The organism is Allokutzneria albata (assembly GCF_900103775.1).
Taxonomy (GTDB): Bacteria; Actinomycetota; Actinomycetes; order Mycobacteriales; family Pseudonocardiaceae; genus Allokutzneria; species Allokutzneria albata.
In genome coordinates, this window is the sequence record NZ_LT629701.1 from 7,075,175 (window position 1) to 7,096,340 (window position 21,166).

The 21,166-nt window shown below is 71.0% G+C and carries 21 protein-coding genes; 12 read left to right on the top strand and 9 right to left on the bottom strand.

The annotated features are described in order from the left end of the window. Nucleotides 1-72: 72 nt before the first annotated feature. A complete protein-coding gene (locus tag BLT28_RS32425) occupies nucleotides 73-516 on the bottom strand; it encodes a MaoC family dehydratase (protein WP_030426867.1) in 444 nt (147 codons plus the stop codon). Nucleotides 517-600: 84 nt separating this feature from the next. Between BLT28_RS32425 and BLT28_RS32430 the strand changes: the two genes are divergently transcribed. Then, the gene (locus tag BLT28_RS32430) at nucleotides 601-2,187 is read left to right on the top strand and encodes an acyl-CoA carboxylase subunit beta (protein ID WP_231950500.1); all 1,587 of its coding nucleotides are present in this window, start codon (nucleotides 601-603) and stop codon (nucleotides 2,185-2,187) included. On the opposite strand, the gene hisN is transcribed toward BLT28_RS32430, so the two are convergent. Beyond that, nucleotides 2,174-2,956 carry a histidinol-phosphatase gene (hisN, locus tag BLT28_RS32435; RefSeq protein ID WP_156050419.1) on the bottom strand — a complete coding sequence of 261 codons (783 nt, stop codon included), beginning with the start codon at nucleotides 2,954-2,956 and terminating at the stop codon, nucleotides 2,174-2,176. The two genes, BLT28_RS32430 and hisN, sit on opposite strands and share 14 nt — an antisense overlap. A gap of 23 nt (nucleotides 2,957-2,979) precedes the next feature. Here hisN and BLT28_RS32440 point away from each other — a divergent pair, with 23 nt between their 5' ends. From BLT28_RS32440 to BLT28_RS32450, 3 genes are read left to right on the top strand one after another with little or no spacing between them, the layout of a single operon-like run. After that, nucleotides 2,980-3,654: a response regulator transcription factor gene (locus BLT28_RS32440; RefSeq protein WP_030426864.1), complete on the top strand. Its 675-nt coding sequence runs from the start codon at nucleotides 2,980-2,982 to the stop codon at nucleotides 3,652-3,654. A gap of 56 nt (nucleotides 3,655-3,710) precedes the next feature. Continuing rightward, nucleotides 3,711-4,097, top strand: a complete 387-nt coding sequence (locus BLT28_RS32445; RefSeq protein ID WP_043810076.1) for a nuclear transport factor 2 family protein — start codon at nucleotides 3,711-3,713, stop codon at nucleotides 4,095-4,097. A gap of 12 nt (nucleotides 4,098-4,109) precedes the next feature. Next, nucleotides 4,110-5,384 carry an ATP-binding protein gene (locus BLT28_RS32450; RefSeq protein WP_030426862.1) on the top strand — a complete coding sequence of 425 codons (1,275 nt, stop codon included), beginning with the start codon at nucleotides 4,110-4,112 and terminating at the stop codon, nucleotides 5,382-5,384. On the opposite strand, the gene BLT28_RS32455 is transcribed toward BLT28_RS32450, so the two are convergent. Together BLT28_RS32455 and BLT28_RS32460 are read right to left on the bottom strand one after the other, a co-directional pair. After that, nucleotides 5,381-5,938, bottom strand: a complete 558-nt coding sequence (locus BLT28_RS32455; protein ID WP_407638832.1) for a GtrA family protein — start codon at nucleotides 5,936-5,938, stop codon at nucleotides 5,381-5,383. The genes BLT28_RS32450 and BLT28_RS32455 overlap by 4 nt on opposite strands. A gap of 34 nt (nucleotides 5,939-5,972) precedes the next feature. Beyond that, entirely contained in the window at nucleotides 5,973-6,524 is a 552-nt protein-coding gene (locus tag BLT28_RS32460) for a GtrA family protein (RefSeq protein ID WP_052406769.1), read from the bottom strand. Nucleotides 6,525-6,642: 118 nt separating this feature from the next. Between BLT28_RS32460 and BLT28_RS32465 the strand changes: the two genes are divergently transcribed. Next, nucleotides 6,643-7,782 (top strand): acyl-CoA dehydrogenase family protein, encoded by a 1,140-nt coding sequence (locus tag BLT28_RS32465; RefSeq protein ID WP_030426859.1) that lies wholly within the window; start codon nucleotides 6,643-6,645, stop codon nucleotides 7,780-7,782. An 81-nt stretch (nucleotides 7,783-7,863) separates the two neighbouring features. Here the strand turns inward: BLT28_RS32465 and BLT28_RS32470 are convergent, their stop codons facing one another. Further along, complete coding sequence (locus tag BLT28_RS32470; protein ID WP_052406768.1) at nucleotides 7,864-9,921, bottom strand: sigma-70 family RNA polymerase sigma factor; 2,058 nt, start codon at nucleotides 9,919-9,921, stop codon at nucleotides 7,864-7,866. Nucleotides 9,922-10,087: 166 nt separating this feature from the next. Between BLT28_RS32470 and BLT28_RS32475 the strand changes: the two genes are divergently transcribed. The 4 genes from BLT28_RS32475 (at nucleotide 10,088) to BLT28_RS32490 (ending at nucleotide 13,925) form a co-directional block, all read left to right on the top strand. Further along, on the top strand, nucleotides 10,088-10,918 hold the full coding sequence (locus BLT28_RS32475; RefSeq protein WP_030426857.1) for a hypothetical protein: 831 nt from the start codon (nucleotides 10,088-10,090) through the stop codon (nucleotides 10,916-10,918). A 54-nt stretch (nucleotides 10,919-10,972) separates the two neighbouring features. Then, complete coding sequence (locus tag BLT28_RS32480; RefSeq protein ID WP_030426856.1) at nucleotides 10,973-12,181, top strand: 5-(carboxyamino)imidazole ribonucleotide synthase; 1,209 nt, start codon at nucleotides 10,973-10,975, stop codon at nucleotides 12,179-12,181. After that, a complete protein-coding gene (purE, locus tag BLT28_RS32485; protein ID WP_030426855.1) occupies nucleotides 12,182-12,697 on the top strand; it encodes a 5-(carboxyamino)imidazole ribonucleotide mutase in 516 nt (171 codons plus the stop codon). It abuts the gene before it with no gap. A gap of 67 nt (nucleotides 12,698-12,764) precedes the next feature. Continuing rightward, nucleotides 12,765-13,925, top strand: a complete 1,161-nt coding sequence (locus BLT28_RS32490) for a phospholipase D-like domain-containing protein (RefSeq protein ID WP_030426854.1) — start codon at nucleotides 12,765-12,767, stop codon at nucleotides 13,923-13,925. Here the strand turns inward: BLT28_RS32490 and BLT28_RS32495 are convergent. Further along, nucleotides 13,922-15,133, bottom strand: coding sequence for a cytochrome P450 family protein (locus BLT28_RS32495; protein ID WP_156050417.1), 1,212 nt, complete (start codon nucleotides 15,131-15,133; stop codon nucleotides 13,922-13,924). The genes BLT28_RS32490 and BLT28_RS32495 overlap by 4 nt on opposite strands. Before the next feature lie 181 nt (nucleotides 15,134-15,314). On the opposite strand from BLT28_RS32495, the gene BLT28_RS40570 reads away from it, so the two are divergent. Further along, the gene (locus BLT28_RS40570) at nucleotides 15,315-16,256 is read left to right on the top strand and encodes a helix-turn-helix transcriptional regulator (protein ID WP_052406766.1); all 942 of its coding nucleotides are present in this window, start codon (nucleotides 15,315-15,317) and stop codon (nucleotides 16,254-16,256) included. Nucleotides 16,257-16,262: 6 nt separating this feature from the next. Here the strand turns inward: BLT28_RS40570 and BLT28_RS32510 are convergent, their stop codons facing one another. After that, on the bottom strand, nucleotides 16,263-17,126 hold the full coding sequence (locus BLT28_RS32510; protein WP_043810074.1) for a MurR/RpiR family transcriptional regulator: 864 nt from the start codon (nucleotides 17,124-17,126) through the stop codon (nucleotides 16,263-16,265). Between the two features lie 25 nt (nucleotides 17,127-17,151). After that, nucleotides 17,152-18,435, bottom strand: coding sequence for a pyridoxal phosphate-dependent aminotransferase (locus BLT28_RS32515; protein WP_052406765.1), 1,284 nt, complete (start codon nucleotides 18,433-18,435; stop codon nucleotides 17,152-17,154). A gap of 143 nt (nucleotides 18,436-18,578) precedes the next feature. Between BLT28_RS32515 and BLT28_RS32520 the strand changes: the two genes are divergently transcribed. Beyond that, nucleotides 18,579-19,739, top strand: coding sequence for an acyl-CoA dehydrogenase (locus tag BLT28_RS32520; RefSeq protein ID WP_030426849.1), 1,161 nt, complete (start codon nucleotides 18,579-18,581; stop codon nucleotides 19,737-19,739). A 213-nt stretch (nucleotides 19,740-19,952) separates the two neighbouring features. Next, complete coding sequence (locus BLT28_RS32525; RefSeq protein WP_030426848.1) at nucleotides 19,953-20,381, top strand: DoxX family protein; 429 nt, start codon at nucleotides 19,953-19,955, stop codon at nucleotides 20,379-20,381. A 43-nt stretch (nucleotides 20,382-20,424) separates the two neighbouring features. On the opposite strand, the gene BLT28_RS32530 is transcribed toward BLT28_RS32525, so the two are convergent. Beyond that, nucleotides 20,425-21,135 (bottom strand): TIGR03089 family protein, encoded by a 711-nt coding sequence (locus BLT28_RS32530; RefSeq protein ID WP_030426847.1) that lies wholly within the window; start codon nucleotides 21,133-21,135, stop codon nucleotides 20,425-20,427. Nucleotides 21,136-21,166 lie beyond the last annotated feature (31 nt).

The window sequence follows — 21,166 nt, forward strand, 5'->3', positions numbered from 1 at the left end:
TCGTGATGCTGGACCCGGTGCGGCCCAACGACAATCGTCCGCTCCGCCCTTTCGGTCGTACCCGTGCGTAGCTCAGTCGCGGGTGCCGAACATGCCGGTGAACGTGAAGCTCATGACGCATTCCTCGCCCCGGTTCGCGGTGCCGGTGATCTCCACCAGTCCGAGGTTCGGGCGGGTCCTGGACAGGCGCGCGGAGACCACTTCGATCCGGCACCGCAGGACGTCACCGGGGTAGACCGGGGCGCGCCACGAGAGGTCCCTGCCGCCGGGCGAGCCCTGCGAGGTGGAGCCGGCCAGCACGCGGTCGACGTACTGGCGCATCCACAGCGACGCGGTGAACCAGCCGGACGCGCAGAGCCCGCCGAGCACGGAGTCGCGGCCCGCCTCCTCGTCGAGGTGGAACGGCTGCGGGTCGAAGCGCTCGTTGAACTCGAGCATCTCCGTCTTGTCCACGACGACCTCGCCGAGGTCGATGACCGTGCCGGGAGTCAGGTCCTCGTACGCAAACGATGCCATGGCCGCCAGTGTTACACCTTTTCGCGTCAGATCGTGAGGGGTGTCATACGCAGCCGGTCGGGGCGGGCCGTTAATCTGCGAGGTGTGAGTCAGACCACCGAAGGCCCGCTTGCGGGGTCGAGCATGGACACCGTCGAAGCTGTCGATCTGCCTGCCGACCACCTCGGCGAGGTGCACGACCGCGTCACCGCTGGCGGAGCCGAGAAGTACCACAAGGCGAACGCGGCCAAGGGCAAGCTGTTCGCCCGTGAGCGGGTCCAGCGCCTGGTCGACGAGGGCAGCTTCGTCGAGGACGGGCTGTACGCGAACGCGCTGGCCGAGGGCCTGCCCGCGGACGGCGTGATCACCGGGACCGCGACCATCGACGGTCGCCCGGTGTGCCTGATGGCCAACGACTCCACGGTCAAGGCGGGCTCCTGGGGCGCCCGCACGGTCGAGAAGATCATCCGGATCATCGAGACCGCCTACGCCACCGGCGTGCCCATGGTCTACCTCGTCGACTCCGCGGGCGCGCGGATCACCGACCAGGTCGAGCTGTTCCCCGGCCGCCGCGGCGCTGGCAAGATCTTCCACAACCAGGTCCGCGCCTCCGGCTCGATCCCGCAGGTCTGCGCGCTGTTCGGGCCGAGCGCGGCCGGTGGCGCCTACATCCCCGCGTTCTGCGACGTGGTGGTCATGGTCGAGGGCAACGCCTCGATGTACCTGGGCTCGGACCGGATGGTCGAGATGGTCACCGGCGAGAAGACCACCCTGGAGGAGATGGGTGGCGCCGCCGTGCACTGCACCACCTCCGGCGTCGGCCACTTCCTGGCCAAGACCGAGGACGAGGCACTGGAGACGGTGCGCGGCTACCTGTCCTACCTGCCGTCGAACTGGCAGGGCGAACCCCCGGTCGCCGAGCCGGTGGGGCCGGGCAAGGGCAACCTGCGCAAGCTGGTCCCGGAGAGCGAGCGGCAGGCCTTCGACATGCGCCGCTACATCAAGGCGCTGCTCGACGACGGCTCGTTCTTCGAGATCCACGCGCTGTGGGCCAGGGAGCTGACGGTCGGCTTCGGCAGGCTGGACGGCCGCGTCGTCGGCGTCGTCGCGAACAACTCGATGTTCAAGGGCGGCGTGCTCTTCGTCGACTCCGCGGACAAGGCCAGCCGGTTCATCCAGCTCTGCGACGCGTTCAACGTGCCGCTGCTGTTCCTCTCCGACGTGCCGGGCTTCATGGTCGGCACGGCCGTGGAGAAGCAGGGCATCATCCGGCACGGCGCGAAGATGATCACCGCCGTCTCCGAGGCCACCGTGCCGAAGATGTGCGTCGTGGTGCGCAAGGCCTACGGCGCCGGCCTGTACGCGATGGCCGGGCCGGGCTTCGAGCCGGACGCCACGATCGCGCTGCCCACCGCCAAGATCGCGGTGATGGGCGCGGAGGCCGCGGTGAACGCGGTCTACGCCAACAAGATCGCCGCCATCGAGGACGAGGCGGAGCGGGCGGCCTTCGTCCAGGCCAAGCGCGACGAGTACGAGCAGGACATCGACATCCTGCGGCTGGCCAGCGAGCTGGTGATCGACACCATCACCCAGCCGGAGGACCTGCGCGCCGAGCTGATCCGGCGGTACCGGGCGGCAGCGGGCAAGGAACGGCACTTCTCCCGCCGCCGCCACGGCGTCACTCCCGTGTGAGCAGCTCCAGGGCCTGGTCGTGCAGGCGCGCGTTCGAGGTCAGGACGCTGCCCCTGGTGTAGTCGGCGGAGCCGTCCAGCGCGGAGAACCGGCCACCGGCCTCCTCGACCAGGACCTGGACCGAGGCGACGTCCCAGGGGTTGACGATCGCCTCGGCGGCCAGGTCGATCGCGCCCTCGGCGACCAGGCAGTGCTGCCAGAAGTCGCCGAAGGCGCGGGTCTCCCAGCACGCGTCGGCCAGGCGCAGGTACGCCTCGCGCGAGTGGTGTTCCACCCACGAGCCGAGGTGGGTGGTGGACAGGTAGGCGTCGGCCATCTCGTCCACCCCGGACACCGAGATCCGGCGCTGCGAGCCGTCCGGGTCGGAGGTCCAGGCGCCCGTGCCCCGCGCCGCCCACCACCGGCGGCCCAGCGCGGGCGCGCTGACCAGGCCCAGCTCCGGCGTGCCGTCGACGACCAGCGCGATCAGCGTCGCCCATGCGGGTACACCGCGGAGGAAGTTCTTCGTGCCGTCGATCGGGTCGAGCACCCACGCGCGCCCGGCGCCCGCGGTGCCGCCGCGCTCCTCGCCCGCGACGGTGTCGGTGGGCCTCGCCTCGGCGAGCAGGGCGCGGACCGCGTCCTCGACGGCCAGGTCGGCGTCGGTGACCGGCGTCCGGTCGGGCTTGCGGTCCACTCTCAGGTCCCTGGCCAGGAAGCGTTCCGTGGTGATCGAGTCGGCCGCGTCGGCGAGGCGGTGTGCAAGATCGAGATCAGCCGTGAGGTCCACGCGGAGCAGCCTAGGCTGGCACCGTGAGCGTCGTGCTGCTGGCCGAGGACGATCCGGCCATCGCTGAACCCCTCTCCCGCGCGCTCGGCCGGGAGGGCTATTCGGTCCAGGTGGTCTCCGAGGGCCCGGCCGCCCTGGCCGCCGCGGTCAACGGCGGGGTCGACCTGCTGGTCCTCGATCTGGGCCTGCCCGGGCTGGACGGCCTCGAGGTCTGCCGTCGCCTGCGCGCGGCCGGGCGGGGCATCCCGGTGCTGATGCTCACCGCGCGGGTCGACGAGGTGGACTTCGTCGTCGGCCTCGACGCGGGCGCCGACGACTACGTGGCCAAGCCGTTCCGGCTCGCGGAGCTGATGGCCCGCATCCGGGCGCTGCTGCGCCGCCGCGCGCACAGCAGCCTGGAGGCCAACGGCGTGCGCATCGACTTCGCCGCCCGCCGCGTTCAGGTCGACGGGCGCGAGGTGCAGCTGGCCAACAAGGAGTTCGAGCTGCTGCGGGTGCTCATGGAGCGCGCGGGGCAGGTGGTCAGCCGCGACGACATCCTCGAAGAGGTGTGGAACGACCCGGAGCTGCGTGGCAGCAAGACGCTGGACATGCACATCTCGTGGCTGCGCAGGAAGATCGGTGACGCCCACGCGGGCACCGCCGAGCGCCGCATCGCGACCGTGCGCGGGGTCGGCTTCCGCTTCAACGCGGACTGATTCCCCTTACCTGCGGGGTAATTGCGACGGTTCCCGGCGTGCACGACGCTCGGGGCATGGCTGCTGAGAAGAAGAACTTCACCGTCGAGGTCTGGGCCGACTTCTGGAAGGACCCGCTCGCCGCGACGGGCGGCGAGACGGTCCTCGCCGACGACATCGTCGGGCACTGGCCGGGCGATCCGGAACCGGTCCGCGGGCTGCGCGACTACACGGCGCGCATCCAGCGGCTGCTCACCGAGATGCCCACGCTCCGCCTCGAACTGCTGTCGCACGCGACCAGCGGTGACGCGGTCTTCCTGCACTACGTCGCCCGCGGCACCGGCGTCGACGGCCCCTTCGAGACCCAGGGCATGGACCGGTTGACCCTGCGCGACGGCCTGGTCGTCGAGAACCTCATCCGGTACGACGAGGCGGTCTTCACGCGGGCACTGGGCCGCTCCTGATAGACACCGCGCATGCGCCGCCGCATCCTCCGCGCCATCCTGCTCGCCGTCCTGGTGACGGGGTTCGCGCTGGGCATCCCGCTGGGCTACAGCGCCCTCCAGGTCGTCGAGGACGTCACGCGCAAGGAGCTGTCCACCAGAGCGAGGCAGATCGCCACGATCCTGGACGAGCAGCTGGCCAGGGGCACCAAGATCGACCTCAACGAGGTGCAGCTGGTGCCGCCCGGCGGTGAGCTGCTGGTGCGGATGCCGGGGGAGGCCGACCGGCGGCTCGGCCCGGACCTCGGCGAGACGGACACGCTCACCGAGCGGCAGCCGATCGTGCGCCAGGGCGAGGTCTACCTCACCATCCCCGACGCGAACCTGCGCCGCGACCAGCTGGAGATGGCCGGGCTGGTGATGCTGCTGGTCGTGGTGTCCATGGGCATCGGGACCGCGGTGGCCACGGTGACCGCGCGGCGCCTCGCCGATCCGCTGCGGCACGTGGCCAACCGCGCGGCCCGGCTGGGCGCGGGCGACTTCCGGCCGGACCGCCGCCGCTACGAGGTGCCCGAACTGGACCGGCTCGCCGAGGCGCTGGACACCTCGGCCACCGCGCTCGCCGAGCTGATGCAGCGGGAGCGCGAGCTGATCGGCGACGTCTCCCACCAGTTGCGCAGCCGCCTCACCGCGATGCGGCTGCGACTGGAGGGCCTGGCCATGCACCCCGAGGAGGCCACCGCCAGCGAGGCCGCCGCGGCGCTGGAGCAGGTCGACCACCTGGTCACGGTCCTGGAGGAGCTGCTCGCCGCGGCGCACCGGGCCCGTTCGGTGGGCGCGGAACCGGTGGACCTCGCCGTCGAGCTGCCCGCGATCGCCGCGGAGTGGCGCGAACCGCTGCGCAAGGACGGCAGGGCGCTGCGCATCCGGGTCACCTCCGGGCTGCTGGCCAGGGCCACCCCGTCCCGCCTGCGCGAGGCGGTCGGCGTGCTGCTGGACAACGCGAGCAGGCACGGCGACGGCACGGTGACGATCTCGGCCAGGCACGGGGACGGCATGGTCACCGTGGAGATCAGCGACGGCGGGGCGGGCGTACCGGACGAGCTGGTCGCGCACGTCTTCGAGCGCGGGGTCTCCGGCTCCGGCTCGACCGGCGTCGGCCTGGCGCTGGCCCGCGCCCTGGTGGAGGCCGACGGCGGGCGGCTGGAGCTGTCCTCGACCCGGCGCGCCACCTTCGTGATCTTCCTGCCGGTTCCGCGCGCGGACGACCTCGTCGGACTGCCCTGGCCCGCGGAGACGCCGCGCTAGGAGTGGCCGAACTCCTCTTCGAGGTCGTTCTCGGAGTCGCCGCTGCGGCCGATCGAGCCGGACTGGGTGCGCGGGCGCGCGTTCTCCTCCGGGAAGACGAACTTCCGGAACGCCCACCAGCGGAACACCATGCCGACCAGCACGCCGCCGATCTGGCCGATGAAGAAGTCGCCCAGCTCCTGGTAGGTGACCGAGACGTCGGGGAAGCGCAGGTCCAGCACGTAGCGGGAGAAGAACAGAGGGAACGCGTAGATGCCCACGCCGATCCCGCTGACCAGGAAGTACAGCGCGGCCTCGTGCCGCCGCTCCCGGCCGCCGCGCTGGCGGAAGGACCACTCGCGGTTGAGCACGTAGGACACGATCGTCGCGACCAGCACCGCGATCACCTTCGAGGTGACCGGGCGGTCGTGCAGGATCGTCAGCTTCAGGCCGTAGAAGATGGCCGTGTCGATGACGAAGGTCGTTCCGCCGACGAACCCGAACTTGAGCAGCTCACGGTGCTTGAGCATCAGCTCGCGCACGGGCTTGGGGAACTTGCCTACGACCGTGTGGATCAGGGACACCCGCGCGAGTCTACGTACGCGGAATTCACTCGGATGCCGAGCGGGACCGCGCCGTCTCCTTGAGCAGCTGCTCGGCGTCCTCGACCACCCTGGCGCCCTCGTCCGGGAAAACGTACTTCCGGAACGCCCACCAGCGGAAGACCATGGCGAGCACGGTGCCCAGAAGCATGCCGCTGGCGAAGTCGGCCACCTCCTGGGTCAGGGCGCTGACGTGCGGTTCCTCCAGCATCAGCCAGTACCGGGAGGCGTAGAGCGGGGCCGAGTTGATCAGCACGCCGACGCCGCTGATCAGGAAGTACAGCGCGGCTTCGTGGTGCCGCTCGCGGCCGCCCCGGGTGCGGAAGGACCACTCGCGGTTGAGCACGTAGCCCACGATCGTGGCCACGATCACCGCGACGGCGAGGGCGCTGACCGGCTTGGGCTCCAGGATCGTCCACTTCAGCCCGTAGAACACGACGGTGTTCACGATGAAGGTGATCGAGCCGACGACCGCGAACTTCAGCAGTTCCTGGTGCCTGACGACCAGGTCGCGGTACGGCTGGGGCAGGCGGACGAGTACGGCATCCAGTGCGGCCACCGGCGCAGTCTACGGAGCGGCGTTCACCCATCCGGACGCGCCCCTCGTCCGAGGGGGATCTGGCGCCGTCGAGGCGTGGATGTGACACTTGAGCCAACTATTCAGCAAGGGGTGTCACATGCCTGACTACCGGCTCGATGCCGAGCAGGAGGACTTCCGCAAGACCGTCGCGGATTTCGCCAGCACCGTGGTGGCGCCACAAGCGCACGCCAGCGATGTCGCTGGGACCTTCCCTTACGACGTCGTCCGCCAGATGGGCGAGATGGGCCTGTTCGGCCTGCCCTTCCCGGAGGAGTACGGGGGCATGGGCGGCGACTACTTCGCGCTCTGCCTGGCGCTGGAGGAGCTGGCCCGCGCCGACTCGTCGGTGGCCATCACGCTGGAGGCCGGGGTGTCGCTGGGCGCGATGCCGGTCTACCGCTTCGGCACCGAGGAGCAGAAGCAGCAGTGGCTGCCGGACCTGGTCGCCGGGCGCAGGCTCGCCGCGTTCGGCCTCACCGAGCCCGGCAGCGGTTCGGACGCTGCCGCGCTGCGCAGCACCGCGCGGCTGGACGGCGACGAGTGGGTGATCAACGGCTCGAAGTGCTTCATCACCAACTCGGGCACCGACATCACCTCGATGATCACCGTGGCCGCGCGGACCGGGGAGGACGAGATCTCCTCGATCATCGTGCCCGCCGGGACGCCGGGGCTGACCGTGGCGCCGAAGTACCAGAAGGTCGGCTGGCGCGCCTCCGACACCCGTGAGCTGTCCTTCGACGACCTGCGGGTGCCGTCGGCGAACCTGCTCGGCCGGCGCGGCAGGGGCTTCGCCCAGTTCCTGTCCACTTTGGACGAAGGGCGGGTGGCCATCGCCGCGCTCAGCGTCGGCCTGGCCCAGGGCTGCCTCGACGAGTGCGTCCGCTACGCCGCCGAGCGCACCGCCTTCGGCCACAACATCGGCCACTACCAGGCGATCCAGTTCAAGATCGCCGACATGGAGATGCGCACCCACGTCGCCAGGCTCGCCTGGTACGACGCGGCGGCGCGGCTCGTGGCCGGTCAGCCGTTCAAGAAGCAGGCGGCCATCGCCAAGCTCTACGCGTCGACCATCGCCGTGGACAACGCCCGCGACGCCACGCAGATCTTCGGCGGCTACGGGTTCATGGACGAGTACCCGGTGGCCCGGCACTGGCGCGACGCCAAGATCCTCGAGATCGGCGAGGGCACCAGTGAGGTGCAGCGCATGGTCATCGCCCGCGAACTCGGCGTCCGCTGACCCGCTGTCGTTCACGCACTGAATGAGTCGTTCGGGACGGTGAACGCACCGAATGACCCATTCGGTGAGTAAGGCCGGGGCTCAGCCGCCGGAGGTGGTGGTGGGCGTGGTCGGGGTGGTGCGGGGCGGGCTGGTCGAGGACGGCGTCGTGGTGGGGTGAGGCGCGGGGGACGGGGCCGGGTCGCCGGGGACGCGGAGACCACCGGGGACCGGGGGCACGCTGTTGATGTTCGGGCTCAGCCCGGGGATGCCGACCTCGTGCTCGGGCAGGTCGACGGGGACCGCCAGCGACTTGGTCGCGGAGCCGAGCCTGGCGCGCAGCTGCACCGTGCCCTTGTCCGCGCCGACCGAGAGCAGCCACAGCTGCACCGTGTACTGGCTGCCCGGGTTCACCACCTTCTCGCAGTGCAGCGTGGTGCCCTGACCGGTGCACGGGGCGGGCCAGCCGATGCCGACGAAGCCCTTCGGGACGACGATCTCGACGTGCATCTTCCCGCGCTGCGAGCCGCGGTTGGTCGCGACGATGTCCAGCCGCGCGGGCCAGCGGCCGATGTAGCGCACCCGGGCCGACAGGTCGATCGCGTCGACGGGCTTCACCTCGACCGGCACGGTCGGGATGCTGACGTTCGGCAGCGCGCCGGCGTTGATCGTCCCGGTGATCGTGCCGGGTTTGGCGTCCGGCGCCGCGTAGAGCTTGAACCGGAACGTCGCGGAGTCACCCGGCGCGATGCCGCCGGGGCTGGTGCACGTCGCACTGGCGCACTCGATGATCGCGCGCGATCCCATCGGCGCGAACCGCGGCGCGGGTTTGCCGACCGTGACGCCGGGCGGCAGGTTCAGCTTCACCGTGACCGGGTCGGAGGGCTTCTCCCCGTTGTTGGCCACGGTGATGCCCATCTCCTGCGGCGGCCCACCGGGCACCAGCGGTCCCTGCGGCGCGGACACCGAGGGCACCAGCCGGGCGGGCTGCGGCTCCGGCGGCGGAGGCGGCACGGGCGGCGGGGTCGTCGGCGGCGGGGTTGTCGGCGGGGGTGGCGGAGGCGGGGTCGGCTGCGCGGGCGGGGGCGACGGGGGTTGCGGCGGTTCGGGCTCGGGCGGCGGTGGCACCACCTGTCGCGTGGTCTGCTGCGCGGCGATCTTCGGCGGCTCCTGACCCTGGTCCGCGGTCATCCCGACCGCGATGGCGGCGCCGAGCGCGACCGCGGAGACCGCGCTGCCGACGACCTGCCGGGGCAGCGCGCTCGCGGCGCCGCCCACACCGCCACCGCTGCCCGCTCCGGCCCCGGCGGCGGCACCGGCCGCGGCCAGCCCGGCCGCGGCGGCCTTGGCCGAGCCCGCGCCCGCGGCGGCGAGGTACGCGGTGACCGCGCCGCCGAGCACGAGCGGGGCGATGACCAGCCGCAGCGCGCCGTTGACCTCGCCGAGTTCGGCGGCGAGGACGCGGCAGCGGTCGCAGCTGTCGAGGTGCGCCTCGACCTGGGCGGTCTCCCTGCGGGACAGTCCGTCCCTGGTCCAGGCGCCCAGCCGTTCGATCGTGGCGCGGCAGTGCTCCTCGGTCCCGGCGCCGACGTGCACCTGGAGGTACGCCTGGCGCAGGCCCTCGCGGGCGCGGTAGGCCAGCGCCGAGACGCCGTTCGGGGTGAGCCCCAGGATGGGGGCGACCTCGGCGGGGGACTGTCCCTCGATCTCGGTATGCCAGAGCACGGCCTGCCACCGCTCCGGCAGCCTGGCGAATGCCTTGGCCGCCAGCGAGCGGTCCAGCCCGGCGACCGCGGTGTCGGTGAACGGCACGACCGCGGCGGCGGCGTCGGCGACACCGGAGATGTCGTCGGAGAACTCGACCTTCCGGTCCCTGCGGGTCTTGTCGTAGGCGGTGTGCCTGAGGGCGGTCAGCAAGTAAGCGCGGAACGCCGCGTCGGGTCCGCGACCTGCCCGAAGCGTGTCGAGGACCTTGGCAAATGCCTCGGAGACCAGGTCGTCCGCTTCCGCGTTCGAGCGCGCGAGCTGGCGCGCGAGGTTGTAAGCAGCCGCCACATGTCGCTCGTAGAGCTGCCCGTATGCCTCGGTCGACCCGTTGCGGACGTCGGTGATCAGCTCAGCGTCACCGCGGCCCGGTGTGTCCCCCTGCGCGCTCGCCACTCTTGCCCTCTCGTTGGGGCGACCGGTCTGATGGCCCCCGGTCGTCCGTTGTGCTCGCTCAGTGTGACGGAGCGACACGGGAAACGTCACGCCGAACGGCGTCACGTGTTCTCCAGAGCTGCGTCGTAGAGGTCGACAGCGATCGAGGTCGGAAAGGGATGCGACGGTGGGTACGCGCGAATTCACGCCACGGGTGGGCCGTGAGCGTGATGACGGCGCGATACGCACGCTCCGTACACGCTGGCGGGAGGCGAGTCTCGCGTCCGGCTGGCCCTTCCCGAGCGACTGGGCGCTGGCCGAGGTCGAGGAGGTGTGCCGGGCGTTAGTGGTCCACGGCGACACCGCGCCCGCGCTGAACCGGCTCGCCAGGGCCCGCGCGCAGACCGGGGCAGGCCTCGCCGAGAGCCTGCAGGACCTCGCCGCGTTGCACGCCGTGTTCACCACCCCACCGGCGCAGGACGGAGTGCCCACCGCGGTCGACCCGGACGCCGTGCCGGTGGACATGCTCCGCGACTTCGCGCTGGCGTGGGCGGACGTGCTCTCCCACCAGGTCGGCGAGCGGGAGGCCGAGGACGGGCTGACCGGCCTCGCCACCACCGCCTACCTGCGGACCCGGCTGCGCGAGGTCTACCGCGAGACGCGCTCGCGCGAACAGCGCTGCGGGGACGAGTTCTGCCTGGTCCTCGTCGCGCCCGACCTCTCGAAGGCGACGGGCTGGTCCCGGCTGGTGGTGATGGTGCTCATCGCCGAGGTGGTCCGCCTGGTCTTCGACTCCGGGGAGACCCTGGCCGCGGTCGGCCCCTCGGTCGCGGCCGTGCTGGTCCGCCGCGACGAGCGGTTGCGCAAGCGCATCGCCGCGACGGCGTGGCTGGTCAAGCGGCGCCTGGCGGTGGACCCTGACCTCGACGACGCCGGGCCCGTGCGGGTCTGGCTGGAGCGGCTGCCCGCGACCCCGGAGGCCGCCGGTGACCTGATCACCCACCTCGCGCGCTGCTGACCGCGCCCCTGTGATGCGGGCTGACCAGTGGCTATCCAGTAATGTCATCGCACCGTGGACTCCCGCACCGGCACCCCCGTCGTCGGCATGGTTGGCGGCGGCCAACTGGCCAGAATGACCCACCAGGCCGCCATCGCCCTCGGCCAGTCACTGCACGTGCTCGCCGTCTCACCGGATGACCCGGCCGCGCTGGTCGCGCCGTCGGTCACCCTCGGCAAGCACACCGACCTGGACGCACTGCGCGCCTTCGCCAAGTCCTGCGACGTGCTCACCTTCGACCACGAGCACGTTCCCGGCGAACACCTCCGCGTGCTGGCCGACGAGGGGGTCAAGGTGCACCCCGGGCCGGGGGCGCTGCTGCACGCGCAGGACAAGCTCGTCATGCGGACCAAGCTCGCCGAGCTGGGCCTGCCGGTGCCGCCGTTCGCCCCGGTCGCCGAGGTCGCCGACGCGCTGCGGTTCGGCGGCGAACACGGCTGGCCGTGCGTGCTGAAGGCGATCCGCGGCGGCTACGACGGCAAGGGCGTGTGGATGCTGAACACGCCCAGCAGCGCCGAACGAGTGATTCCCGAGCTGCTCGCCGCCGGCACTCCGCTCATGGTCGAACAGTGCGTGCCGATGCGCCGGGAGCTGGCCGCGCTCGTCGCCCGCTCGCCGTTCGGCCAGGGCGGCGCGTGGCCGGTCGTGGAGACCGTGCAGCGCGAAGGCATCTGCGTCGAGGTGCTGGCGCCCGCGCCCGACCTGTCCGAGGAGTCCGCGCACGCCGCACAGGAGCTGGCGCTGCGCGTGGCCGACGAACTCGGCGTCGTCGGCGTGCTCGCGGTCGAGCTGTTCGAGACCGCGGACGGTGTCGTGGTCAACGAGCTGGCGATGCGTCCGCACAACTCCGGCCACTGGACCATCGAGGGCTCGCGGACCTCGCAGTTCGAGCAGCACGTGCGCGCGGTGCTGGACTACCCGCTCGGCGTGACCGACACCGTCGCTCCGGTCGTGGTGATGGCCAATGTCCTTGGGGCGCCCGACCTTCCGGGCATGACCGTGGACGAGCGGCTGCACCACCTGTACGCCCGCTTCCCCGACGCGCACGTGCACCTCTACGGCAAGGCCGAGCGCCCGGGGCGCAAGGTCGGGCACGTGACCGTGCTCGGCACCGATCTCGCGGAGGTCCGGCGCAGGGCTGGACTGGCCGCGCACTGGCTCTCGCACGCCGAGTGGCCGGACGGCTACGACATCCACGGCGCAGACATCCACGGAGGCAGATAGATGGCAGGCACCCCGCTCGTCGGCGTGATCATGGGCAGCGACTCGGACTGGCCGGTGATGCAGGCCGCCGCCGACGCGCTGGCCGAGTTCGACGTGCCGCACGAGGTGAGCGTCGTCTCCGCCCACCGCACGCCGCAGCGGATGCTCGATTACGCCGCGACCGCGGCGGACCGGGGCCTGCGGGTGATCATCGCGGGCGCGGGCGGCGCGGCGCACCTGCCGGGGATGGTCGCCTCCGCGACGGTGCTGCCGGTGATCGGTGTGCCGGTGCCGCTGAAGTACCTGGACGGCATGGACTCGCTGCTGTCGATCGTGCAGATGCCCGCAGGGGTCCCGGTCGCCACGGTCTCGGTCGGCGGTGCGCGCAACGCGGGGCTGCTCGCGGTGCGCACGCTCGCGGCCGGGACGGACGAGCTGGCGGTCGGTCTGCGGGGCCGAATGGCCCGGTTCCAGGCGGACCTGGAGCGCCTCGTCCTGGACAAGGACGAGGCGCTGCGCGAGCGAATCGGCCACTGAGAGCAATTCGCATCCAAGGACCTGAAGTGAGTGTGGCTCACATCTCTGCCACACCTACTTTCGCTTCATGGGTGCACAAATTTCCGCAGGTGGAGTGGGGTGGCGCCGAGTCGTCACCCTGCTCTTCGCCGCGACAGTCGGCCTGGGGGCCGTTCCGGCGCAGGCGGCGGTGGCAGCCGCCCCGGGCGCGTACACCGTCTTCAACAACCCGACCGCGAGCACGCCCGACTACCGCATCGAGAGCGACCTGGTCAGCCTCGTCGACGGTGCGCCCGCGGGCTCGGAGATCCACGGTGAGATGTTCACCTGGACCAGGACCCCGGTCGCGACGGCGCTGAAGAACGCGCAGGCGCGCGGGGTGAAGGTCTACCTGGCGGTCGACCGGGAGGGCTCCGGTGGCGCCAACCTGAAGCCGGACAACGAGGCCATCAAGATCCTCAAGGGTGCCGGGCTGACCCGGCTGGTGTTCTGCGGGAACGCGAGCTACTCCTCGTGCATCAGCAACCGGACCGGCGCGATCAACCACAACAAGGTGTTCATGTTCTCCAAGACGAAGAACATGACGAACGCGGTGTGGGTGGCCTCCTTCAACCTGACCAACTCGCAGAACAGCCAGTTCAACAACGCGGTCGTCGTGCACGGCGACAAGCCCCTCTACGACTTCTTCGACCAGCACCTCGACACGATGCTGAACCAGAAGCGCACGGCGGACTACAACAAGTACTTCCGCTCCGACACCGCGCAGGTTCGCGCCTACCTGTCACCGCGGGCGGACTCCTCGGGCGGGACCTCCGCCGAGCACGCCACCGACACCGTCGCCCAGGTGCTGAAGTACGTGAAGTTCGAGTCGGGCTGCACCGTGGACGTCGCGCACGCGCAGTTCACCGGGCCGCGCAAGCCGGTGATCGACGAACTGATCCGCGTCGGCAAACTCGGCTGCAAGGTTCGCGTGCTGATCGGGGAGAACCTGAGCCAGTACGTGAGCGACGCCCTCAAGGGCCAGACGAACATCACGGTCCGCCAGCTGCCGAACCTGCACTCGAAGTACATCGTGGTGAAGTCGCACTACAACGACGCCGCCAAGCGGCAGTTGGTGTTCACCGGGTCGCACAACCTGACCGGTCCCGCGTTGCGCACGCACGACGAGACCCTGATCCGCGTGGAGCGCCCGGAGGTCTCGAAGGCCTACTCCGACAACTTCGCGGCGATCTGGCCCAAGCGCGCCTAGTCCCGGTTCAGCCGGACCTGCACCGCGGCGGGGCCATAGGTGACGAAGTTCGGCCGGTACGGGATGTCCTCGACGGCAACGGCGAGCTCCATTTCCGGGAACCGGCCGAACAACTCCGCCAACGCGATCCGGCCTTCGAGCCGGGCCAGTGGCGCACCGGCGCAGAAGTGCGGGCCGTAGGCGAAGGAGAGGTGCGGGCGCTGCGGCCTGGTGATGTCGAACTGGTCCGCGGTGGGCCCGTACTGGTTCGGGTCGGTTCCCGCGCTGCCGAAGCAGATCAGCAGAGCCTCGCCCGCGGGGATCTCGACGCCGCAGACGGTGGTGTCCTTGAGCGAGAAGCGGAACGGGCTCGCCTGCACCGGGGAGTCCACCCGCAGGCTCTCCTCGACCACCCTCGGCCACAGGTCGTCCTTCACGGCCAGCTCCAGCTGGTCCCGGTGGGTGCACAAGCTGATGATCGAGTTGGCGAGCAGGTGCGCGGTGGTCTCGTGGCCCGCCAGCAGGGTCAGCCGGAGCAGGTCGACCAGTTCGGTCTGGGACAGCCGGTCGTCGCCCCTGCGTGCGTGGACGAGGGCGCTGGTGAGGTCGTCGCCCGGCTCCTTCCGCTTCTGGTCGACCAGCCGGTCGAGCAACGCCAGCAGGCGCAGGTGCGCGCTGCGGACGGCTTCCGGGGCGCTGGCGTAGGAGAGCACCGTCATGGCGTGCCTGCTCAGGGCGGGGCGCTCGTCCTCGGCAACGCCGTACAGCTCGCAGATCACCTGCATCGGCACCTGGTCGGTGAACAGCGCAACGAGGTCGACCTCGTTGTCGCCCTCGGCGACGCAGTCCAGCAGTTCCTTGACGATGCCGCGGACCCGAGGCTCCAGCTCGGCGATCATGCGCGGGGAGAACGCGCTGCCGAAGTAGTCCCGGAGCCTGCGGTGGTCGGCGCCGTCGACGTTGTTGATGTGGTTGCCCTGGATGAGCGCGCGCATCGGCCAGTCCTCGGCGATCGTCCCGTCGTGCAGCGCCGGCCAGTGCTTCTTGTCCTTGCCGAAGGTCTTGTTCTCGTTGCCGAGGACCTCCTTGACCGCCTCGTGGGTCAGCACCGCCCAGACCACCACTCCCCCCGGCAGCTCCACCGGCACCACGGGGGCGATCCCGCGCAGCCGCGCCAAGGCGCCGGGCACGGTCTCGTCGGCGGTGGGGAAGGGGACCGGGTGGGGCATCACGGGGGGCCTCCGGCGGGGCAGCGATCGGGTTTCGGGCTCCGAAGCCTGAGTACGACAGGTGAGGAGCCTCGTGCCGGAGCGGTCCCGCTGCCAGGGTTTGCCTGATTCCCCGCCGCAACCCGTAACTATGGGGGTACAAAACCGCAATTCGCTGCTCAGATGGGTGCAGTCTGGGAGCATGCGGTTCCACGACTGGATCGTCGACGACGCCGAGGACTGGACGGAGCTGAGCAACAGCATCGCTCCGATGGACCACCGCTTCCGCACGCACGGGGACTGGTACGCGACGCTCACCGCGCAGGAGACCGACTCCTACAGCGTGCTGCACTGGGACCAGGGCAACGAGCGGATGGCGTACCGCACGCCCGCACACGTCCGCCGCGTCCCCGACGAGGACCACTACTGGGTCGTCGTGCCGCAGCAGGGCGTGTACTCCATGTGGCACGACGACAATCCGACTCGCGTGCCGCCCGGGTTCGCGTCCGTCAACGGGCTCGACGAGCCGTTCCACATGCACGTGCCGGTGTCGCAGGCGTACGCGCTCCGGGTGCCGAAGAGCGAGATCGACCTCCGCGTGAAGCCGCCGGGACGGGTGCGGCTGCTGCTCGACGTGCGCACCGGCCTCGGCCGGATCACCCAGGACATGATCCGCAGCCTGCACGCGGAGCGCGGGCGCGTCTCCGAGCAGGAGTTCAACGCCGTCTGCGACCGGATCTGCGAGCTGCTGTGCATGCTGGCCACCGGCGACACGCCCGCGCAGCCCAGCCACCTCGCCGAGACCGCCGAGGCCGTCCGGCGCTACGTCCGGGAGAACGTCGGCTACGGCGATGTGCGGCTGCCCGCCGTGGCGCAGGCCCTCGGCTGGTCACCGCGCCAGGTGCGGTCCATCCTCCAGCAGGCCGGGACAACCTTCCGCGAGCTGCGCCAGGAGGAGGCGTTCCGCGCCGCCAGGGACATGCTCGCCGACCCCGCCGCGAAGGAGATCGCGATCAGCGAGATCGCGCTGCGCACCGGCCTCACGCCGACGTGGTTCTCCACCGCCTTCAAGGCGCGCTACGGCGAGGCTCCCCGGGACTTCCGCCACCGCCGCCTCGCCGAGTCGCCGGAGCAGGACGGCTAGGCCTCGTCAGGGGTGGTAGGTGTTGAACGCGACCAGGAGCTCTTCCTGACGGCGCAAGGCTTCTGGCGCTTGGTCGGCGCGCCGTGCGGCGACTCCGGCGGCCATCGCCTGCGCCAGGCCGACGAGGGCGGTCACCGAGCGGAGCAGGCCGGCGCCGGCGGTGTCGGCGAAGAAGACGGAGTCGGCCAGGTCGGCCAAGGGGGACGCCGCGGTGTCGGTGAGGGCGATCGTGGTGGCTCCCGCGGACTTCGCCTGGCGCACGGCGCGGACGGTGTCGGCGGCGTAGCGGTGCAGCGACACGGCCACGAGCACGTCGCTGGACTCCAGGCGGCGCAACCGGTCCGTGAGGGTGCCGGGGCCGGGGATCACCAGGGAGACGTCGTCGAGCACCAGGTCCAGCAGGTAGGCCAGCAGGTAGGCGACGGAGTGCGACTTGCGCAGCCCCATCACGTGCACCCGGCGCGCTCCGGCCAGGGCCCCGACGGCCCGGTGCCACGCGTCCGGGTCGACCCTGGCCAGGGTGCGGGTGAGGTTCTGCTTGTCCAGCTCGACGGCCTTGCTGAGCAGCTCGTCCGGCGCGTCCGCGAGCGATCCGAGCCTGCGCACCAGCTGCGCCTGACCGGACAGGTGCTCGCGGCAGAGCTTCACGAGCGCGGGATAACCCGACAGGCCGCACCGTTGGGCGAAGCGGACCACCGTCGCCTCGTTCACCCCGACGTCGCGGGCCAGCTCGCTGACCGTCTTGAAGGCGATGCCCTCCGGATCGGACAGCACGCGTTCGGCCAGCGTCCGCTGCGAGGGCGTGAAGCCCGCGGAATCGCTCCGCAGCAGCTCGCTCAGCTCGGCGAACGACGTCGGCGCGTCGCTCACCGGGCTCGCCGCCTCAAGCTGAAGATCACCCAGTGCTCCCTCCGGTGAGGTCGTCGACGGCTTCGGCGAGGCGGTTGAGCGCGTCGGCGATCCAGGGCAGCGCCACCGGATCGGCGCTGTGCAGGGCTTCCCACCGCTGCACGTCGTTGGCCCCGTAGAGCAGGCTCGTCGCCATCCGGAAGCGCAGTGCCCTCGGATCATCGCCGAAGGCCTCACCGCAGAGCACACCGACCCGGTACTTCGTCAGCAGCACCTCCGCCAGGTCCATCCCGGAGCGCAGGCGGACCCGCCGCCTCGCGGGCTCCAGGTCCGGGTAGAGGTAGAAGCCGCCGCCGGGGGACCGGCACGAGGCGCCCGCGGCGACGAGCAGCCGGTGCGCCTCGGTGACCACCCTGCGGTGCAGGTCACGGCCCATCCGGACGTACTCGCGCACCTCGGTCGGCTCGTCGAGCAGGTACCCGGCCGCGGTCTGCACCGGCATCGCCGGGTTCGACCACACCTCGCTGGCCACGCCGACCAGCCGCTCCCGCAGCTGCGCGCCCTCCCTGGTCGCCGGAATCCGGCAGAAGCCCAGCCGCCAGCCGCCCAGCGCGGTGGCCTTGCTCAGCCCGGTGGTGACGATCGTGCGCTCCGGGAACACCGTCGCCGGGCTCAGCAGCGCGTCCGGGTCGTGCGCCAGGTCGCGGTAGATCTCGTCGGAGATCACCACCAGCCCGTAGCGCTCGGCGACCGCGCACACCTGGCGCACCAGCTCCGCGTCCGGCGTGGTGCCGGTCGGGTTGTCCGGCGAGGTGACCACCAGGACGCCGGGCCGCTGGCCCTTCCACCGCGCCTCCAGCAGCGCGTTCTCCAGCGCCTCCGGATCGGGCACGCCGCCGGTGTGCTCCGGGACGTCGACCCAGATGACCTCCTTGCCCGCGAGCGCGGCCTGCGCGGCGTAGCTGACCCAGCTCGGCCGCGGCAGCACGATGTCCCCCGGCAGCACCGTGAGCAGCGCGTACAGCAGCGGCTTGCTGCCGGGCCCGGCGATGATCTGGTCCGGTTCGGTCGGCACGCCCCTGCGGCTGAGGTAGCCGGCGGCCGCGGCGCGCACGGCCTCGGTGCCCGCGGTGGGGCCGTAGGAGTTCTCGGTGGCGGCGGCGGAGAGCGCGGCGGCGACCTCGGGAAGCACCGGCAGCCCCGCCTCGCCGAACGCGAGGTGCACCACCGACTCGCCGGTGGCCTGGATGGCGCGGATGCGTTCGTTCGCGGCGAGTGTCGCCGACTGCGGCAGGCCCGTGCGGACCGGCGCGCTCTGGTAGCTGAGCATGGGACGAGGCTACAACTCTGAGTGCAGGAAACAAGGGTCTTGCAAATCTGTTTGCAACGATCGGCGCACAGCTTGCCCCTGCGAGGGGACTGGCGCGGGCGGCTAGCATCCAGGGCAGGAACGGCTACTCGGAGGTAACAAACGTGGACCCGAGCTTCGGCACCTACCAACTGGCCGAGGAGCACGACGCCCTCCGCGATGCGGTGCGCGCGTTGGCAGAGAAGGAGATCGCCCCGCACGCCGCCGAGGTCGACGAGCAGGAGCGGTTCCCCAGCGAGGCGCGTGACGCGCTGGTCAAGGCGGGCTTCGCCGCCGTGCACGTGCCGGAGTCCTACGGCGGTGAGGGTGCCGACTCGGTGGCGACCTGCATCGTCATCGAGGAGATCGCCCGCGTCTGCGGCTCCTCCTCGCTGATCCCGGCGGTCAACAAGCTCGGCACCATGCCGATCCTGCTCTCCGGCTCCGAGGAGCTGAAGCAGAAGGTGATGCCGTCCATCGCCAGCGGCGAGTCCATGGCCTCCTACGCGCTGTCGGAGCGCGAGGCGGGCTCGGACACCGCGTCGATGCGCACCCGCGCGCGGCTCGACGGCGACAACTGGGTGCTCAACGGCACCAAGTGCTGGATCACCAACGCGGGCATCTCCGACTGGTACACCGTGATGGCGGTCACCGACCCCAACGCGGAGAAGAAGTCCAACGGCATCTCGGCGTTCGTGGTGCACAAGGACGACCCGGGCTTCGAGGTCGGCCCGAAGGAGCGCAAGCTCGGCATCAAGGGCTCGCCGACCCGCGAGATCTACTTCTCCGACTGCGCCATCCCGGCGGACCGGATCATCGGCGAACCCGGCACCGGCCTCAAGACCGCGCTGCGCACGCTGGACCACACCCGCCCGACGATCGGCGCGCAGGCCGTCGGCATCGCGCAGGGCGCGCTCGACGCGGCGATCGCCTACGTCAAGGACCGCAAGCAGTTCGGCAAGTCCATCGCCGACTTCCAGGGCGTGCAGTTCATGCTCGCCGACATGGCGATGAAGATCGAGGCCGCTCGGCACATGGTCTACGTCGCCGCGGCGAAGGCGGAGCGCGGCGAGCCCAACCTCGGCTTCATCACCGCCGCCGCCAAGTGCTACGCCTCCGACGTGGCCATGGAGGTCACCACCGACGCCGTCCAGCTCTTCGGCGGCGCGGGCTACACGCGTGACTTCCCGGTGGAGCGGATGATGCGCGACGCCAAGATCACCCAGATCTACGAGGGCACCAACCAGATCCAGCGCGTGGTCATGTCCCGCGCGCTGCTGAAGTGACACGACCTCATGTGGTTCGGGGCTCCTGGTCTTCGTGACCGGGAGCCCCGTTCTTGTGTCCGTGCGTTCAACCGGGCAGGCGTGGATCGCTTGCCGGCGAACGGGTTCTGCCTCCGGTTATTCGAGGATTTGATTGAGCGCTTGATCATCTTTACTGGCGCTTTAGTTCAAATTTGTACCGTTCCGAGGCGAGGAACAACGGAAGGAACCACAGTGGGAAAGCTCGTGCACGCCCTGCGTGACGTGGTGCTGCTGATCGCCAGGATCGGTATCGGCATCGTGTTCATCGCGCACGGAGTCTCCAAGTTCGGCAACCTCGACGGCACGGCCGCGGGCTTCGGCAAGATGGGGATCCCGATGCCGACGCTGTCCGCCTACTTCGCCGCCACGGTGGAAACCGTGGGCGGGGCCGCGTTGATCGTCGGCGCGCTGCTGCCGGTCGTGGCGGTGCTGCTCACCGTGGTGATGATCGGCGCGGGCGTCTTCGTCCACTTCAAGAACGGCTTCTTCGCGCAGACGGGCGGCTACGAGTTCGTGATGACGCTCGCGCTCGCCGCGCTGGCGCTGGGCTTCGGCGGCGGGGGCAGGTACTCCGTCGACGCGGTGCTCGCCGCCCGCAAGGGGCAGCCGGTCTCGGTCTGACGACATCGTGCCGGGCGGGGATTTCCCGCCCGGCACAAGCGTTTCAGGCCGCCGTGAGGTCGACGGTGATCCGCTCGGTGCGGCGGCGGTCGGCGAGCTTGGCCGGGTCGGGGTTGGTGCACTGCACCAGTGCCGCACCCGCCGCGATCACCGCGACCAATCCGTCCACAATGGACTTCGGAGAGTGCCAGTCCCCATCGGACAGCACGCGGTCGCCGTCGCCGATGCCCTGTTCCGCGGCGCGCGAGCGGGCCAGCGCGATCAGCTCTTCCACGGTCACCTCGTTCAGCGCGGGCTGCTCCCCGGGAACGACCGCGTAGGACCGGAAGAAGTCCCCGTGCACCCGGATCTCGCCGATGTAGTCCACGGTGCCGGGCTCGGGGTTGCGGATGCCGCGGCCGAGCGGGTCCAGCGCCACCGCCGCGACGGTCTCCGCCTCCACCTCGAACCCCTGCGGCACGAAGGCGACCTCGAAGTCGCCCGCCTCGGGGTCGGTCACCACCGAAGCGCCCGCCCACCACGCACCGAGCAGCACGCCGACGGTCTGCCAGTGCGCGGGCAGCGCCACCAGCACGCGCGCTCCCGGCTCCATGGCGACCTCGTCACGCAGCCAGTTCGCCGTCTTCGCCGCCCAGTTCGCCACCGTTGCCCTGGACAGCTCGATGCGCGTGCCGTCCGCGTCGTCGTAATGGCTCACCAGCGGCCGCGCCGAGTCAGCCATGAGCGGGGCGAACAGGGCTTCGGTGACGTTCATCAGCTAGATGTCTCCATTCTCGGTGCCGGGT

Excerpts from the sequence above, each read along its gene's own strand:
- BLT28_RS32425 (WP_030426867.1), bottom strand. The coding sequence starts at position 516 with ATGGCATCGTTTGCGTACGAGGACCTGACTCCCGGCACGGTCATCGAC.
- BLT28_RS32450 (WP_030426862.1), top strand. The coding sequence starts at position 4,110 with ATGCGCCGCCGCATCCTCCGCGCCATCCTGCTCGCCGTCCTGGTGACG.
- BLT28_RS32445 (WP_043810076.1), top strand. The coding sequence starts at position 3,711 with ATGGCTGCTGAGAAGAAGAACTTCACCGTCGAGGTCTGGGCCGACTTC.
- purE (WP_030426855.1), top strand. The coding sequence starts at position 12,182 with ATGGCAGGCACCCCGCTCGTCGGCGTGATCATGGGCAGCGACTCGGAC.
- BLT28_RS32515 (WP_052406765.1), bottom strand. The coding sequence starts at position 18,435 with ATGCTCAGCTACCAGAGCGCGCCGGTCCGCACGGGCCTGCCGCAGTCG.
- BLT28_RS40570 (WP_052406766.1), top strand. The coding sequence starts at position 15,315 with ATGCGGTTCCACGACTGGATCGTCGACGACGCCGAGGACTGGACGGAG.
- BLT28_RS32490 (WP_030426854.1), top strand. The coding sequence starts at position 12,765 with ATGGGTGCACAAATTTCCGCAGGTGGAGTGGGGTGGCGCCGAGTCGTC.
- BLT28_RS32530 (WP_030426847.1), bottom strand. The coding sequence starts at position 21,135 with ATGAACGTCACCGAAGCCCTGTTCGCCCCGCTCATGGCTGACTCGGCG.
- BLT28_RS32465 (WP_030426859.1), top strand. The coding sequence starts at position 6,643 with ATGCCTGACTACCGGCTCGATGCCGAGCAGGAGGACTTCCGCAAGACC.
- BLT28_RS32495 (WP_156050417.1), bottom strand. The coding sequence starts at position 15,133 with ATGCCCCACCCGGTCCCCTTCCCCACCGCCGACGAGACCGTGCCCGGC.